This is a genomic window from Pantoea sp. EKM103V, from assembly GCF_011800365.1.
Classification (GTDB): Bacteria; Pseudomonadota; Gammaproteobacteria; order Enterobacterales; family Enterobacteriaceae; genus Pantoea; species Pantoea anthophila.
The window spans coordinates 63,713-78,961 of record NZ_JAALFQ010000004.1 but is presented as its reverse complement, the minus strand read 5'-3'; the positions used below and the strand labels follow the sequence as shown (position 1 = coordinate 78,961).

Below are 15,249 nucleotides of genomic sequence, written 5' to 3'. Positions count from 1 at the left end.
CGCCGGACGATCAGCGCTGGCCCAGCGTGGCCACCATCACCGCTTTGATGGTGTGCATCCGGTTCTCGGCCTGGTCAAAGACAATGCTGTGCGCCGACTCAAACACCTCGTTGCTCACCTCCATGCCGTTAGGCAGATCGTACTGTTCCGCCATCTGCTGACCCAGCGTGGTCTGATCGTCATGGAAAGCGGGCAGACAGTGCAGGAATTTCACCTGCGGGTTGCCGGTCAGATCGAGCATCGCCCGGTTAACCTGATAGTCACGCAGCAGGGCGATACGCTCTGCCCAGACCTCTTTGGCTTCGCCCATCGACACCCAGACATCGGTGTAGATGAAGTCTGCGCCTTTGACGCCGTCGGCAATATTGTCGGTGAGGGTGATGGTACCGCCGGTCTGACGGGCGACCTCACGGCACTCAGCCACCAGTTGCGCCTCGGGCCAGCAGCTTTCCGGGGCCACCAGGCGCAGATCCAGTCCGGTCAGCGCCGCCGCTTCCAGCATGGTGTTACCCATGTTGTTGCGTGCGTCACCGACATAGACCAGCGTCATGTCGCTGAGTTTTTTGCCCGGCAGGTGCTCCTGCATGGTCAGCAGGTCGGCCAGCAGCTGGGTCGGGTGAAATTCGTCTGTCAGGCCGTTCCAGACCGGCACACCGGCATGTTCCGCCAGCGTTTCAACCAGCGCCTGACCGTAACCGCGATACTGGATGCCATCGTACATCCGGCCCAGCACCCGCGCCGTGTCGCGCATCGACTCTTTATGGCCGATCTGGCTGCCACTCGGGCCGAGATAAGTGACGTTAGCACCCTGATCGTAAGCGGCAACTTCGAAAGAGCATCGGGTACGGGTCGAGTCTTTTTCGAAGATGAGCGCGATGTTTTTGCCTTTCAGGTACTGCACTTCGCTGGCGCTTTTTTTCGCCTGCTTTAATTCAGCGGAAAGGGTAAGCAGGTGATCCATTTCGGCGGGGGTAAAATCCAGAAGCCTGAGGAAATGGCGCTGATACAGCTGACTCATACAACACTCCGGTAATCATTAAAATGAATTAAAATTCAATCTAACCGTATGAATATGCATTTTCAAGAGCGGGTGCCAATAAACTTGTCGTTTTGTGTAGTGGCGCGACAGGCAGTGTGGGAAAATAGCGGTTTATTGCCGAACTCAGAGAGGAACATCGTTATGGCATATGAAGCATTGCTGGAAGAGCAGCGTGAAGAGACGCGGCAGATTATCGAAGAACTGCTGGAGGATGGCAGCGATCCCGATGCGCTCTATACCATCGAGCACCATCTCTCATGCAATAATTTTGATTCGCTGGAAAAAGCGGCCGTTGACGCCTTTAAGCTGGGTTATGAAGTGACCGAGCCGGAAGAGCTGGAGCTGGAAGATGGCACGACCGTCATGTGCGTTGACATCCTCAGCGAATCGGCGCTGAAAGCGGAACTGATCGATGTGCAGGTTGAGCAGCTGGTTAACCTGGTCGGTAAATACAACGTCGATTATGACGGCTGGGGCACCTATTTCGAAGATCCCGATGCCGAAGAGGAAGATGACGACGCTATCGACGATGAAGATGATGATGGTGTTCGCCACTAAGTCGCCCGGGCGGAGCCCTCTCCGCCTCTTACCTTCTCCTGCTCTGTTCTGACATCATGAATTACGCACCGCTACTCGAACCGATCTGTCAGTTTCTGCACTGCCGCACGCCGCAAGCCTGGATTGATGAGGCGCGCAAGCCGGAAAACCTGACCCTGCTGCTGACCGACCATCTGGTGTGCGAACTGAAAGCCGCGCAGACCGCGGTGTGGTTAATCCGTAAGTATGTTGCCGACAAGCCGAGCGGCGAGGCAATTCTCGCCTGGCTGAAACCCTATGAAGACTTCATCTTCCGCGAAGATGGCGACAGCGACTTTATCAATGCCCATAAAAATCTGACCAAACGCATCATCGTGCGCAATGCGCTGCCCTGGGCCGATGAGCTGGTGGAAAAGATGGTGCTGCTGATTAAAGAGGAGCTGCATCACTTCTATCAGGTGTGGGAGATTATGCAGTCGCGCGGACTGGTCTATCAGAAGATCACCTCCAGCCGCTATGCAAAATCTCTGCTGCGTGAGGTGATCACCCATGAGCCGGAAACGCTGGTGGATAAGCTGATTTGCGGCGCTTACATTGAGGCGCGCTCCTGCGAACGTTTTGCCAGTCTGGCTCCCTGGCTGGATGACGAGCTGGCGAAGTTCTATCTGTCGCTCCTCCGCTCCGAGGCGCGCCACTATCAGGATTACCTGACGCTGGCTGCGCAGATCGCGGCAAAAGATATCGCGCCACGGGTGCAGGCGATTGGCCGGGTCGAGGCGAAGCTGATTAGCGAGCCGGACACGGAGCTGCGTTTTCACAGCGGCGTACCCGCCTGGTGAATCCCTGAGGGCACCCTGATCGGGGTGTCTCTTTTTCTGATTGGGTGACCGCGTTTATGTTTCCTGCGTGGCGCTGTTTTAAATAACGCGCTGTGTAACGCTTTATTTTAAATCACGCTGGCAGACAAAGATATTTTGTGCCACCTATCACATAACGGCTTTTTTACGCTGACTTTCCGCCCTTAAATAAATATAGTCCCGGAGTCAGTGCGGGATTGTTATTTTTTTAAGCAAAACCCGACTCGCTGCCCTTTTTAACAGAGGGCAGTGGGTCGGGTTTTTTTATGGGTTAACGGCACCAGGTCACCCTTATTGTCATGGGGTGACGGATTTTTAATATCGCCAGGTGAAGGACTTCATAATGAAAGGAAAACGTTATTCTCTGTTATTTGTTTCGCTATTTTTGACCCTTTGCTGGGGAAATGTTAATGCGTCCGGCATTCAGACCTCCTCCGGATTATGGCGTGACGCTGCGCTCGATCTCAGACTGCGCAATCACTGGAAGTATCTCAAGGAGAACGAAGCGCAGCCCACTGCGGTTCACAACGCCTGGGGCCAGGCCGCGACGTTCGATTTTCGTTCCGGTTATCAGTGGGACCTGCTCGGGTTTGATGCGACCTATACCCGCGCCGTACGCCTGGGCGCCAGCGACTACTTCTCCACGCGTGGTCTGCTCTATGACAGCGGCGGGAACATGGAAAAGCGGGATGCGCACGGCTTCAGCAAGTTCAGTCAGCGCTATCTTAAGCTGAAGCTCGGCAACCGCGCGCTGCGGTTCGAGGGGAAGGCGGGCTGGCAGGAACTGAAAAATATCGGTGTGCTGACGACCACGGATCGCCTGTCGCGCAACAGCTATGCCGGCTACAGCGGTGCCGTGACGTGGCAGAATGCCCGGCTGGATCTTGCCATGGTTAACAAAGCCATACGGCACGACTCGGGTAAAACGCTGGCGCTGCAAACCCAGACCCGGCAAAAAATCGACGCCATTTACACCGCGGCGCTGAGCTACAAAGATAGCGGTCACGCGCTGGCCTATGCGTTTGGCGAGGCCGAACGCTATCAGCGCCGCCATGTCATTGAGGCAGGCTATTCCCTCTCGCCACATTGGTCACTGGCTTCGCAGATCTATGGCAGCCAGGCGCTGGAAAAGTATAAAAGTATGCCCGCCAGCAAAAGAACCTTTGATCACCAGGCATGGCACTATATCGGGGAGGCCATCTGGAAGCAGGGCGCCTGGACGCAGAGGCTGGCTGCTGGCTGGACCTCCGCCCCTAAAAAGCAGGCGGTGGGATATTATGCCCGACCCCTGACTAAAAATACCCGGGGACGTTTCACTTCACTGACCTCCGCGGGCAAAGATTATATGCGTGACAGAGAGCTGGCGCTGGTCTCTCTGAGTCAGTATGAAATCACAAAGGGGATCAGCAGTGGAATACAGCTTAATTATGGTCAGTTCCATTATCGTAATAATCTTGTACGAACTGGCGAGGTTTCATTAATTAATCAGTTCAGTAATCAGCATCCCACCTTTAAACATCTGACACTATTTACGCTGACCGGTTATGGCTGGTCATATAAAAACAGTAAAGAGACTCCGCGCCTGAATAGTCAGGGAAAAGTTCAGCGCTCCCGCAGTTTATCCGCCGAAGTGGTCATTCAATATAAATTCAATCTTTTTTAACCCGGAGAGTAAAATGAAAACGAAACTGAAAACCCTGATGTTAATTGCCCTCATCTCCGTCAGCACTGCCGGCTCCGCCTGGGCCGCGGATGTGATGCTCTATGTGACCCGGCATGGCAAGACCATGTTTAACACGGTGCATCGCGCTCAGGGATGGGCCGATACGCCGCTGACCGCTTCCGGGGCTGCAGTTGCAGAGCAACTGGGGCGGGGTTTACAGCCGTTGTCCTTCGTCGCGGCCTGGTCCAGCGATTCGGGTCGGGCGAGAGAAACCGCGCAGCTGGTGATGAAGAACTGGAAAAATTCGCCTGTGCTGAAGGAGATGAAAGGGCTGCGCGAGGTGGGATTTGGCCTTTATGAAGGCGATCTGGATAAAAATCTGATTACCGCTGCCGCCCTTCAGGCGGGTTATCCCTCCGACACGGCGCTGCTGGAGGCATTCAGCGCCGGTAAAATTCAGATGGACAGGATGATCGATGCGATTCATGAGGCGGAAGCCGCAGGCACGCCATCGCTGCCAGGGATTAAATCCTCCGGCCAGGCCGAAACCTATCAGCAGGTAGCTAAGCGCATGATGGAGAGTATCACGGCAATCGCGAAGCAGGCGCAGCAGCAGGGCGGAGGCAATGTGCTGGTGGTCAGTCACGGTATGGCTATCACCACGCTGCTGCAGGCGCTGGGCGATACTTCGTTACGCGAGCAGCTTAAGAATGCCAGCGTGACGCTGCTGCGCTACACCGATAACGGGCAGTTCAAAATCGAGTCCATCAACGATATGCGTTACGTGGAGCGCGGCTTATAAGGTCTTCAGCATGCGCACTTCGCAATCCACATGGCCGGTGCAGCCCATCGCGCCCTCGATGTGCGCAAAGCCCAGCGACTCATAGAGTCTGATGGCGCGGGTCAGGCTGGCGGTGGTTTCAAGGTAGCAGCGACGGAAGCCGTGGCTGCGTGCATGATCCATCGCCCGCAGTGCCAGCTCGCGCGCCAGGCCCTGGCCGCGCACCACGGGCAGGAAGTACATTTTCTGCAGTTCGCAGATGTCTGGCGCACTGCAGGCGAGAGGCGCCACGCCTCCGCCGCCCACCACCTTGCCCTGATACTCAACAATCCAGTAGGCGCTCTGATCGGCACTGTAGAGCTCAAACAGCTGGTCGAGCTGGGGATCGGAGACGGTATAGCCCTTGTCAGCCGTCAGGCCAAATTCCGCCGAAACAACGCGGATGACATGAGCAATATGCGGATTATCGGCGGCAGTAATCGGCCGCACCTGGAGGTGTTGAGAGTCAGAAATCATGTTGGGGTTGGGTTATGCGAATCGGTTAGACATTTACCAGAAGTAACATTATCGTCATCTAAAAGCAATATTACTGATAATCCTCAGACGCTTTTAATGCCATTTACATTTCTGACTACGATGCAGGAATTCTTTTTACTTTTAATGATTACCCGCCTTATGAATAAAAGTGCTTTCTTCTCGCACTTGTGAAAATAAGGCTGTCTTTGTATTGAGATCTGTCTTTATTCGTTGATGTAAATCAACGCTATCTGGCTTTGCTTCGGTAAGTTGAACGCTTCAAAAGCGATAAAAATAATATTCTGAAAAAAAGGAAGCTGTGAAATGAAATGGCCATTTGTTGTGGCAATTGCTCTATTCTCTTTGATGTGCTCGTCAGCGGAGATTAAATCCTCAGAGAAAATTTTAGCAGACAAAGTCCTGACGGCATCGGGCAGTAACGACAGTACTCAACTTTCTGAAAAAGATTATGAACAGATAACGGCCTATCTTTCAGAAGGACGCGCTTACTGGATAGGACTCTACCCGGTTCTTACTCGTTCGCCTTTCTTAGGGCAAACCTCTTTTCAGGAAGGTTTAAACATCGCTATGGCCTATGCCCTGCCTGCAAACCCTGCAAAGGTATTGATGTTTCTCAATGAAGAAAATGTTAATGCCATTTGTGGTGTGCCATTTATTGAGCCAGCGCCGGATGAAGTATTGCTTTATGTAGCGAAAAGCACGGCTGCGCTCAGTAAATCAAACTCCGGGGGGTACTGGAAAGAGAGATGTATGACGGTTTTAAACGCGGCTGTTACGCATCTGAATAATACGATGCAGCCTGAATAAAATCGATGGCGGCGGGTTATTGACAGATTGAGCCCGATCTTTTTCTTTCTTATTTAACTAAAACGTAACGCCTTTTGCCGAAATCAAAACTCTGAATTTACTGATCTGAATATTGCTATCATGACGTTAATTCGCAAACAGGCAGTGCAGATGGCGCAGGGAAACTGGCGCTATTTTTTAGCCTGAATCGGGATAACCCTATTTCTGGCTCATTCACCTATAAAAAACCCCGCGCTCTTGCGCGGGGTTTTTTCAGGGCAAACTGTTAATCAGAGTGCCGCAATGACCGCCTGCTGTTCAATCAGTTTTGCTTTTGATTGTTGCAGGTCTGCCACGCGCTCGCGCTCTTTCGCCACCACGGCTTCCGGCGCGCGTGAAACAAAGCCTTCGTTCGCCAGCTTGGTCTCGATCTTCTCGATTTCCACATCCAGCTTAACCAGCTCTTTCGCCAGACGCTCCAGTTCAGCGGTTTTGTCGACCAGATCCGCCATCGGGATCAGCAGCTCTGCGCCTTCCACAATTTTAGTGACCGAGACCGGACCTTTCTCGCCTGCCGGCAGAATGGTCAGGCTTTCCAGACGCGCCAGGCGTGACAGGAAATTACGGTTCTCTTCAACGCGGCGCTGGGCAGCCGGTGAACAGTCACGCAGCAGCACATCCAGCGGCTTGCTCGGCGCAATGTTCATCTCCGCACGGATATTACGCACGGCAACGATCGCCTGCTTCATCCACTCGATATCGGCTTTCGCTTCCGCATCTTCCTTCGCGGCATCAAACTGCGGGAACGGCTGCAGCATGATGGTGTCATCGCTGATGTTTTTCAGGCCTTTCACGCGCTGCCAGATGGTTTCCGTGATAAACGGAATGATCGGGTGCGCCAGGCGCAGCAGTGCTTCCAGTACGTGAACCAGCGTGTGACGGGTGCCACGCAGCTCCGCTTCACTGCCACTGTTCATGACCGGCTTGGTCAGCTCCAGATACCAGTCACAGAACTGGTTCCAGGTGAAGTCATACAGGATGTTCGCCGCGATATCGAAGCGATAGGTATCCAGCGCTTCACGGTAGGCTTTCACCGTGTGGTTGAACTCGGTCAGGATCCAGCGATCCGCCAGCGACAGCGTCATCTCGCCGCCATTCTGTCCGCAATCCTGCTCTTCGGTGTTCATCAGCACAAAGCGGCTGGCGTTCCACAGCTTGTTACAGAAGTTGCGATACCCTTCCAGGCGCTTCATGTCCCAGTTGATGTCGCGACCGGTTGAGGCCAGTGCCGCCAGCGTAAAGCGCAGCGCATCGGTGCCTGATGGCTCGATGCCGTTCGGGAACTGCTTCTCGGTACGTTTGCGGATCTTCTCGGCCAGCTGCGGCTGCATCATGTTGCCGGTACGTTTTTCCAGCAGCGCTTCCAGCGAGATGCCGTCAACCATATCCAGCGGGTCAATCACGTTGCCCTTGGATTTTGACATCTTCTGACCCTCTTCATCACGGATCAGACCGGTCATGTAGACGGTTTTAAACGGCACCTGCGGTTTGCCATTTTCATCTTTGATGAAGTGCATGGTCAGCATGATCATGCGGGCAATCCAGAAGAAGATGATGTCGAAGCCGCTGACCAGCACGCTGGTCGGATGGAAGGTACGCAGCGCTTCGGTGTTCTCCGGCCAGCCCAGGGTAGAGAAGGTCCACAGGCCTGAGGAGAACCAGGTGTCCAGCACGTCATCATCCTGACGCAGCGCCACATCGGCGGCCAGGTTGTTTTCCGCGCGCACTTCGTCTTCGGTGCGGCCGACGTAGACGTTGCCGTCGTTGTCATACCACGCCGGAATGCGGTGACCCCACCACAGCTGACGGGAGATACACCAGTCCTGAATATCGCGCATCCAGGAGAAGTACATGTTTTCATACTGCTTCGGCACGAACTGGATATCACCGTTCTCAACGGCTTCAACCGCTACTTTCGCCAGCGGGGCGGTACGCACATACCACTGGTCGGTCAGCATCGGTTCAATCACCACGCCGCCACGGTCACCGTAAGGAACGGTCAGGTCGTGGGGTTTGATCTCATCCAGCAGGCCCAGTTCATCCACCGCGGCGACAATTGCTTTACGCGCGGCAAAGCGTTCCATGCCCTGGAAGGCGGCCGGGATGTCGTCGGAGCAGACATCGCTGGCTTCGCCGTTGGTGTCATACACCTGAGCGCGGTCGCGGATATCGCCGTCAAAGGTCAGGATGTTGATCATCGGTAAGCGATGACGACGGCCGACTTCGTAGTCGTTGAAGTCATGAGCCGGGGTGATTTTGACGCAGCCGGTGCCTTTTTCCATGTCCGCGTGTTCGTCGCCGACGATCGGGATCAGGCGGCCAACCAGCGGCAGCATCACGAATTTGCCGATCAGATCTTTATAGCGCGGATCTTCCGGGTTCACGGCCACGCCGGTGTCGCCCAGCAGGGTTTCCGGACGGGTGGTGGCGACGACCAGATAATCTTTGCCGTCAGCGGTTTTAGCGCCATCCGCCAGCGGATAACGGATATGCCACATCGAGCCTTTGCTCTCGCGATTTTCCACTTCCAGATCGGAGATTGCGGTGCGCAGTTTCGGGTCCCAGTTCACCAGGCGTTTGCCACGATAGATCAGGTTCTCTTTGTAGAGGCGAACAAACACCTCTTTAACGGCGTTGGAGAGGCCTTCGTCCATCGTGAAGCGCTCGCGCTCCCAGTCAACGGAGTTACCGAGGCGACGCATCTGGCGGGTAATGGTGCCGCCGGATTCCGCTTTCCACTCCCAGATTTTTTCGATGAACGCATCGCGGCCATAATCCTGGCGCGTTTTGCCCTCTTCAGCCGCAATCTTGCGCTCAACCACCATCTGCGTGGCGATGCCCGCGTGGTCTGTTCCCGCCTGCCACAGGGTGTTTTTGCCCTGCATGCGCTGATAACGGATCATGGTGTCCATGATGGTTTGCTGGAAGGCGTGACCCATGTGCAAGCTACCGGTGACGTTCGGCGGCGGGATCATGATGCAAAAGCTTTCCTGGCTGGTGTCGCCATTCGGTTTGAAGTAGCCCTGCTTTTCCCAGTGCTCGTAAAGCGGCTGCTCGATATCTTGCGGGTTATATGTCTTTTCCATTTCTGCTATGTCGTTTGCGGCTGTGGTGGCGCTGCCGTATTCAATTGGAAACCCACGCTGCGATACGCTTTGTAGCGGTCGCGCGCGAGTTGTTTGAGAGCGTCTTCGTAAGGAACGAAGTCTATCACTTCATGGAAAGCAGTAGCAAAATCTGCGAAGTGGGGCAGCAGGCTTATCAGCAGGTCGCGCGGTGAACTGCCGCGACGCTGTGGCCAGGCCAGCTCAACCGGCGCACCGTAGCGGGGGCCTTCACCCGCCAGGTTGTGCGGCACGAAGGCATTGGCCGGTCGTTGCCACAGCGCTTCGTCGAGACGAATGGCTTGCTGTTCATCTTCGCAGGCAATCAGCACCCGCTTTCCGGCCCGCCAGCGTGTTTCCGCCAGATTGCACACCAGCGCTTCAACAGCGCTCAGGCCATCCTGAGTGGCATCGGTTTCCAGCACGTAGAAGGTTGCGTTTTTCATCGGTTTGCTCATCAGAAGATCAAGGGCGGAATCAGATCCGCCCTTGCTGTCAGAAAAGAGGGCGCTTAATCGTCGCCGTTCAATCCTGCCCGATTCAACAGAAACTGTGACAGCATCGGCACCGGACGACCGGTGGCGCCTTTGGCCTTGCCGGAGCGCCAGGCGGTTCCGGCGATATCCAGGTGCGCCCAGTTATATTTGCGGGCGAAACGCGCCAGGAAGCAGGCGGCGGTGATCGCGCCGCCCGGACGGCCTCCAATGTTGCCCATATCGGCAAAGTTGGACTCCAGCTGCTCCTGGAACTCATCCGCCATCGGCAGACGCCAGGCGCGATCGCCGGACTGCTCGGACGCGCTGATCAGCTCATGCGCCAGCGGATTGTGGTTCGACAGCAGGCCGCTGATGTGATGGCCCAGCGCAATCACGCAGGCACCGGTCAGCGTCGCGACGTCGATCACCACTTCCGGGTCAAAACGCTCGACGTAAGTCAGCGCATCACAGAGTACCAGACGGCCTTCGGCGTCGGTGTTCAGTACTTCGACCGTCTGGCCTGACATGGTGGTCAGCACGTCACCCGGACGCATCGAACGGCCATCCGGCATGTTTTCACAGCCCGCCAGCACGCCGACCACGTTCAGCGGCAGGTTCAGCTCGGCCACCATACGCATGACGCCATAGACCGCGGCGGCGGCGCACATGTCATACTTCATCTCATCCATGCTGTCGGCAGGCTTGATGGAGATGCCGCCGGAGTCAAAGGTCAGCCCTTTACCCACCAGCACAATCGGGCGCGCTTCGGCGTCCGGATTGCCTTTGTATTCAATGACCGACATCAGCGACTCATTCTGCGAGCCGGCGCCGACGGCGAGATAGGCGTTCATGCCCAGCTCTTTCATCTGCTGTTCACCGATCACGCGGGTGGTCACATTTTTGCTGAAGGCATCGGCCAGCTGGCGCGCCTGTGACGCCAGATAGGCGGCGTTACAGATGTTAGGCGGCATGTTGCCGAGATCTTTCGCCGCTTTCATACCGGCGGCAACCGCCAGCCCGTGCTGGATCGCCCGCTCGCCGCTGGTCAGCTCGCGACGGGTCGGCACGTTGAACACCAGCTTGCGCAGCGGGCGACGTGGCTCGGCTTTGTTGCTCTTCAGCTGATCAAAGTTGTAGAGCGCCTCTTTTGAGGTTTCCACCGCCTGACGCACTTTCCAGTAGGTATTGCGTCCTTTGACATGCAGCTCGGTCAGGAAGCAGACCGCCTCCATGGAGCCGGTGTCGTTCAGCGTATTAATGGTTTTCTGAATGACCTGCTTGTACTGGCGTTCGTCCAGTTCACGCTCTTTCCCGCAGCCAATCAGCAGAATACGCTCAGACAGGATATTTGGCACATGATGCAGCAGCAGTGTCTGGCCCACTTTCCCTTCCAGCTCGCCGCGGCGCAGCAGGGCACTGATGTAACCGTCACTGATTTTATCCAGCTGTTCGGCAATCGGTGACAGACGACGCGGTTCGAAAACGCCAACGACAATGCAGGCACTGCGTTGTTTTTCCGGGCTTCCGCTTTTTACACTGAACTCCATGCACTCTCCTGAATCTTAAAGACAACGGCCGCTGCTGCCGCTAGAATGTAGCGCGCTCATGACCCATTTATTCATTGTCGCAGCATGACATTCTGCCGCTGGAGGTCATAATGAATCAGGGTGACAAGATGTTGTTTTTTCACCACCCGGACGCGTTTTTCATACAATTTTAGCTACGACGACGGCCATTGATGAAGAAAAATGGCTGATAAGCGTTGAAACTAGCGATTTTCCTGCAAAAAGACAAGTTTTCACAGGCGTACTAAGCGTGATCATCATTAGATATCTGGTTCGGGAAACGCTCAAAAGCCAGCTGGCTATCCTGTTTATCCTGCTACTCATCTTCTTTTGCCAGAAGTTAGTCAGGATCCTGGGAGCCGCGGTGGATGGCGAAGTGCCGACAAACCTGGTTCTGACACTGTTAGGACTCGGCGTGCCTGAAATGGCACAACTTATACTGCCCTTAAGTCTGTTTCTGGCGATCCTGATGACGCTGGGACGGCTTTACACGGAAAGTGAAATTACCGTGATGCACGCCTGCGGCCTGAGTAAGGCCGTGCTGGTTAAAGCAGCGATGGTATTGATGCTCTTTACCTCGCTGGTGGCGGCGGTGAACGTTATCTGGCTCGGCCCCTGGTCATCCCGTTATCAGGATGAAGTAACGCAGAACGCCAAAGCGAACCCGGGAGCCGCGGCGATGGCCGCTGGCCAGTTCCAGACCTCCAGTGACGGCAGCGCCGTGCTGTTTGTCGAGGATGTAAAGGGCAACCAGTTCGGTAACGTTTTCCTGGCGCAGCTGCGGCCTAAAGGCAATGCGCGTCCGTCAGTAGTGCTGGCCGACAGTGGCCACATGGAGCAGCGTAAAGATGGTTCGCAGGTGGTGACGCTGGATAAGGGCACCCGCTTTGAGGGCACGGCCCTGCTGCGTGACTTCCGCATTACCGACTTCACCAACTATCAGGCGATTGTGGGCTATAAGGCGGCGACGCTCGATCCGAATGATGCAGAGCAGTCGAGCTTTACCGGCCTGTTCAGCAACAACACCCCTGAGTTTAAGGCCGAGCTGCACTGGCGTCTGACGCTGGTGTTCGCGGTGCTGGTGATGGCGCTGATGGTGGTGCCGCTCAGCGTGGTGAACCCCCGTCAGGGACGCGTGCTGTCGATGCTGCCCGCGATGCTGCTCTATCTGATCTTCTTCCTGCTGCAGAGTTCGCTGAAGTCGAGCGGAGCAAAAGGCCGCCTCGATCCGGGTGTGTGGATGTGGGTGGTGAATATCAGCTATCTGCTGCTGGCGATAGTGCTTAACCTGTGGGATACGGTGCCGATGCGTCGGGTTCGCGCCCGCTTTACACGCGGAGGGTCAGTCTGATGTTTCGCGTTCTTGACCGCTATATCGGTAAAACGATTTTCAATACGATAATGCTGACGCTGTTCATGCTGGTGTCGCTTTCCGGCATCATCAAGTTCGTCGATCAGCTGCGTAAGACCGGGCAGGGGAGCTACAGCGCGCTGAGCGCCGGCTATTACACCCTGCTGAGCGTGCCCAAAGATATTGAGATTTTCTTCCCGATGGCGGCCCTGCTGGGTGCTCTGCTGGGACTGGGCGCGCTGGCGCAGCGCAGTGAGCTGGTGGTGATGCAGGCGGCGGGCTTTACCCGCATGCAGGTGGCGCTGTCGGTGATGAAAACGGCGATTCCGCTGGTGCTGCTGACCATGGCGATCGGGGAATTTGTGGCGCCGTCAGGCGAGCAGATGGCGCGTAACTACCGGGCGCAGCAGCTTTACGGCGGCGCACTGGTGTCGACGCAGAATGGTCTGTGGGCGAAGGATGGCAACAACTTCATCTTTATTGAGCGCATTAAAGGCGACAATGAGATTGACGGCGTCAGCATCTATAACTTTACCGATCAGCGCCGTTTACAGAGCGTGCGTTATGCGGCGACGGCGACCTGGGATAAAGACAAAAAGCGCTGGATACTGTCGCAGGTCGATGAGTCGAACCTGACCGATCCGAAGCAGATTACCGGCTCACAGAGTCTGAGCGGCGAGTGGAAAACCAATCTGACGCCTGACAAGCTGGGCGTGGTGGCGCTCGACCCGGATGCGTTATCGATTCGCGGTCTGTATAACTACAGTAAGTATCTGAAGCAGAGCGGCCAGGAGTCAGGACGTTACCGGCTGAATATGTGGAGCAAGATTTTCCAGCCGCTGTCGGTGGCGGTGATGATGCTGATGGCGCTATCGTTTATTTTCGGTCCGCTGCGCAGCGTGTCGATGGGGGTACGGGTCGTGACCGGTATCAGCTTCGGTTTCCTGTTCTACGTGCTGGATCAGATTTTCGGCCCGCTGAGTCTGGTTTACGGACTGCCGCCGGTGCTGGGGGCGATCCTGCCAAGCTTTGCGTTCTTTGCGATCAGTATGTTTATGCTGATTAAGCGGCGCTAAGCACCGTGAATGAAAAAAGGCCGCGCAAGCGGCCTTTTCTGTTTTCAGGGTTCAGGTGCCGTCTGCGTATTATCGCCTCAGTGGCTGAATGGCATTACATCACGCCATTCAGCCAGCCTTTCACCACCGGCAGCACGGCGGGAAGCTGCGACAGCAGGTAGAGGATCAGCCCGATGGTGCCGCCCACCAGCGTCCCGTTGATGCGGATAAACTGCAGATCCTTACCGATGTTCAGCTCTATCTGCTGCGACATATCCCGCGCATCCCAGCTTTTCACCGTGTCGCTGATATGGCGCGTCAGGAAGCGGGCAAACTCCGGCGCGACGCTGCGGGCGGCCTGCTCCAGGTGCTGATTCATCGAGTCGCGCAGCGCCGGGTCGGCGGCCAGGGTTTCGCCCAGCCAGCGTGCCGCATCGCCTATTTTCTCCTGCACGCGTGAATCTTCGCTGCTGAAATCTGCCTTGAGCCAGCTGCGCATATCATTCCAGAGCTCGCCGATGTAGCGGTTAAAGGAGGCATCCTCTTTCAGCCAGCCTTTGATCTCGTCGGCGCGGGCTGCCATTTCCGGGTCGCTCTGCAGCTTCACGATGAGCTTCTCAACCGCCCGGTTAAAGCCCAGCCGCAGTTCATGGCCCTGATCCAGCGCCACATCATCCAGCAGCGAATCCACCGCGTTCGCCACCAGTTCTGCGCTGTGCTCGCCCAGCCACTCGGTCGGCAGCATTTTCGCCTTGATGGGATGCTCACGCTTCAGCCAGCGCACCAGCTGGTTAGCGATAAATTCCCGGGTGGTGGGTTTGTGCAACAGCTTCAGCAGCTGGTCGATTGCCGCGTCCAGCAGCGCCTGGTGACGATTGTTCTTCGTCAGGCTCTCCAGCAACAGGGCGCTGGTCTGGCTGAGATCGACTTTGTCGATAGCGCGATGCACCGCACGGCGCATAAAGGTCTGGATGCGGGTGTCATCGGTCAGATCCAGGAAGCCGCGCATCACCTGCAGCAGATGGCGGCCCACGCGGCCGGCGTTACCTGGCGCATTGAGCCACTGCGCCAGCAGGGTGGAGGGATCGTAGCGGCGGATCAGATTCAGCAGCGAATCGGTATCCAGAAACTTCTCCTGCACAAAGCGCCCCAGATTCTCACCGATGCGATCTTTGTTGCGCGGGATAATGGCCGTATGACGGGCAATAAACGGCACCGGCACGCGGCGAAACAGCGCCACCACAGCAAACCAGTCGGCCAGTGCGCCGACCATCGCGGCTTCCGCTATGGCTTTGATGCCGCTGACGTAAAAGCTGGGCGGCAGAAACAGTGTGACGACAAAGGTGAGGGCGGCCAGCAGCAGCAGCGAGAGCGCCAGGCGTTTGGTCCGTTTGAGTTCGCGTTGTTTATCCATATCCTGATCTTAGCAGTTTGCCTG

Annotated in this window: 13 protein-coding genes; 7 read left to right on the top strand and 6 right to left on the bottom strand. The window is 56.0% G+C overall.

Annotated features, from left to right (window positions below; all coding sequences use genetic code 11):
* Positions 1 to 10: 10 nt before the first annotated feature.
* On the bottom strand, positions 11 to 1,018 hold the full coding sequence (gene argF / locus HFD97_RS11190; RefSeq protein WP_046101107.1) for an ornithine carbamoyltransferase: 1,008 nt from the start codon (positions 1,016 to 1,018) through the stop codon (positions 11 to 13).
* 162 nt (positions 1,019 to 1,180) lie between these two features.
* Here argF and rraB point away from each other — a divergent pair, with 162 nt between their 5' ends.
* The 4 genes from rraB (at position 1,181) to HFD97_RS11170 (ending at position 4,898) form a co-directional block, all read left to right on the top strand.
* The gene (gene rraB, locus HFD97_RS11185) at positions 1,181 to 1,597 is read left to right on the top strand and encodes a ribonuclease E inhibitor RraB (protein WP_009092365.1); all 417 of its coding nucleotides are present in this window, start codon (positions 1,181 to 1,183) and stop codon (positions 1,595 to 1,597) included.
* Positions 1,598 to 1,653: 56 nt separating this feature from the next.
* Positions 1,654 to 2,415, top strand: coding sequence for a tRNA-(ms[2]io[6]A)-hydroxylase (locus HFD97_RS11180; RefSeq protein ID WP_009092364.1), 762 nt, complete (start codon positions 1,654 to 1,656; stop codon positions 2,413 to 2,415).
* 361 nt (positions 2,416 to 2,776) lie between these two features.
* Positions 2,777 to 4,096, top strand: a complete 1,320-nt coding sequence (locus HFD97_RS11175; protein ID WP_167431955.1) for a hypothetical protein — start codon at positions 2,777 to 2,779, stop codon at positions 4,094 to 4,096.
* Positions 4,097 to 4,109: 13 nt separating this feature from the next.
* Positions 4,110 to 4,898, top strand: a complete 789-nt coding sequence (locus tag HFD97_RS11170; RefSeq protein ID WP_167431956.1) for a histidine phosphatase family protein — start codon at positions 4,110 to 4,112, stop codon at positions 4,896 to 4,898.
* Here HFD97_RS11170 and HFD97_RS11165 read toward each other — a convergent pair.
* The gene (locus tag HFD97_RS11165) at positions 4,893 to 5,393 is read right to left on the bottom strand and encodes a GNAT family N-acetyltransferase (RefSeq protein WP_046101110.1); all 501 of its coding nucleotides are present in this window, start codon (positions 5,391 to 5,393) and stop codon (positions 4,893 to 4,895) included. The two genes, HFD97_RS11170 and HFD97_RS11165, sit on opposite strands and share 6 nt — an antisense overlap.
* 324 nt (positions 5,394 to 5,717) lie before the next feature.
* Here HFD97_RS11165 and HFD97_RS22375 point away from each other — a divergent pair, with 324 nt between their 5' ends.
* On the top strand, positions 5,718 to 6,221 hold the full coding sequence (locus tag HFD97_RS22375) for a hypothetical protein (protein WP_244319800.1): 504 nt from the start codon (positions 5,718 to 5,720) through the stop codon (positions 6,219 to 6,221).
* A 269-nt stretch (positions 6,222 to 6,490) separates the two neighbouring features.
* On the opposite strand, the gene HFD97_RS11155 is transcribed toward HFD97_RS22375, so the two are convergent.
* From HFD97_RS11155 to pepA, 3 genes are all read right to left on the bottom strand, one after another.
* Positions 6,491 to 9,346, bottom strand: a complete 2,856-nt coding sequence (locus HFD97_RS11155; RefSeq protein WP_046101111.1) for a valine--tRNA ligase — start codon at positions 9,344 to 9,346, stop codon at positions 6,491 to 6,493.
* A gap of 5 nt (positions 9,347 to 9,351) precedes the next feature.
* Positions 9,352 to 9,810, bottom strand: a complete 459-nt coding sequence (locus HFD97_RS11150; RefSeq protein WP_009092358.1) for a DNA polymerase III subunit chi — start codon at positions 9,808 to 9,810, stop codon at positions 9,352 to 9,354.
* 65 nt (positions 9,811 to 9,875) lie between these two features.
* Positions 9,876 to 11,387, bottom strand: a complete 1,512-nt coding sequence (gene pepA / locus HFD97_RS11145) for a leucyl aminopeptidase (protein WP_167431957.1) — start codon at positions 11,385 to 11,387, stop codon at positions 9,876 to 9,878.
* A 268-nt stretch (positions 11,388 to 11,655) separates the two neighbouring features.
* Here pepA and lptF point away from each other — a divergent pair, with 268 nt between their 5' ends.
* Together lptF and lptG are read left to right on the top strand one after the other, a co-directional pair.
* Positions 11,656 to 12,756, top strand: coding sequence for an LPS export ABC transporter permease LptF (gene lptF, locus HFD97_RS11140; RefSeq protein ID WP_058957610.1), 1,101 nt, complete (start codon positions 11,656 to 11,658; stop codon positions 12,754 to 12,756).
* On the top strand, positions 12,756 to 13,832 hold the full coding sequence (gene lptG / locus HFD97_RS11135) for an LPS export ABC transporter permease LptG (protein ID WP_009092354.1): 1,077 nt from the start codon (positions 12,756 to 12,758) through the stop codon (positions 13,830 to 13,832). The genes lptF and lptG overlap by 1 nt, the downstream gene beginning before the upstream one ends.
* Positions 13,833 to 13,926: 94 nt before the next feature.
* Here the strand turns inward: lptG and HFD97_RS11130 are convergent, their stop codons facing one another.
* Complete coding sequence (locus HFD97_RS11130) at positions 13,927 to 15,225, bottom strand: DUF445 domain-containing protein (RefSeq protein ID WP_167431958.1); 1,299 nt, start codon at positions 15,223 to 15,225, stop codon at positions 13,927 to 13,929.
* Positions 15,226 to 15,249 lie beyond the last annotated feature (24 nt).

What these genes read in the sequence shown, in the direction of transcription:
- argF (WP_046101107.1), bottom strand. Translation starts at nt 1,018, where the DNA reads ATGAGTCAGCTGTATCAGCGCCATTTCCTCAGGCTTCTGGATTTTACC.
- rraB (WP_009092365.1), top strand. Translation starts at nt 1,181, where the DNA reads ATGGCATATGAAGCATTGCTGGAAGAGCAGCGTGAAGAGACGCGGCAG.
- HFD97_RS11180 (WP_009092364.1), top strand. Translation starts at nt 1,654, where the DNA reads ATGAATTACGCACCGCTACTCGAACCGATCTGTCAGTTTCTGCACTGC.
- HFD97_RS11175 (WP_167431955.1), top strand. Translation starts at nt 2,777, where the DNA reads ATGAAAGGAAAACGTTATTCTCTGTTATTTGTTTCGCTATTTTTGACC.
- HFD97_RS11170 (WP_167431956.1), top strand. Translation starts at nt 4,110, where the DNA reads ATGAAAACGAAACTGAAAACCCTGATGTTAATTGCCCTCATCTCCGTC.
- HFD97_RS11165 (WP_046101110.1), bottom strand. Translation starts at nt 5,393, where the DNA reads ATGATTTCTGACTCTCAACACCTCCAGGTGCGGCCGATTACTGCCGCC.
- HFD97_RS22375 (WP_244319800.1), top strand. Translation starts at nt 5,718, where the DNA reads ATGAAATGGCCATTTGTTGTGGCAATTGCTCTATTCTCTTTGATGTGC.
- HFD97_RS11155 (WP_046101111.1), bottom strand. Translation starts at nt 9,346, where the DNA reads ATGGAAAAGACATATAACCCGCAAGATATCGAGCAGCCGCTTTACGAG.
- HFD97_RS11150 (WP_009092358.1), bottom strand. Translation starts at nt 9,810, where the DNA reads ATGAAAAACGCAACCTTCTACGTGCTGGAAACCGATGCCACTCAGGAT.
- pepA (WP_167431957.1), bottom strand. Translation starts at nt 11,387, where the DNA reads ATGGAGTTCAGTGTAAAAAGCGGAAGCCCGGAAAAACAACGCAGTGCC.
- lptG (WP_009092354.1), top strand. Translation starts at nt 12,756, where the DNA reads ATGTTTCGCGTTCTTGACCGCTATATCGGTAAAACGATTTTCAATACG.
- HFD97_RS11130 (WP_167431958.1), bottom strand. Translation starts at nt 15,225, where the DNA reads ATGGATAAACAACGCGAACTCAAACGGACCAAACGCCTGGCGCTCTCG.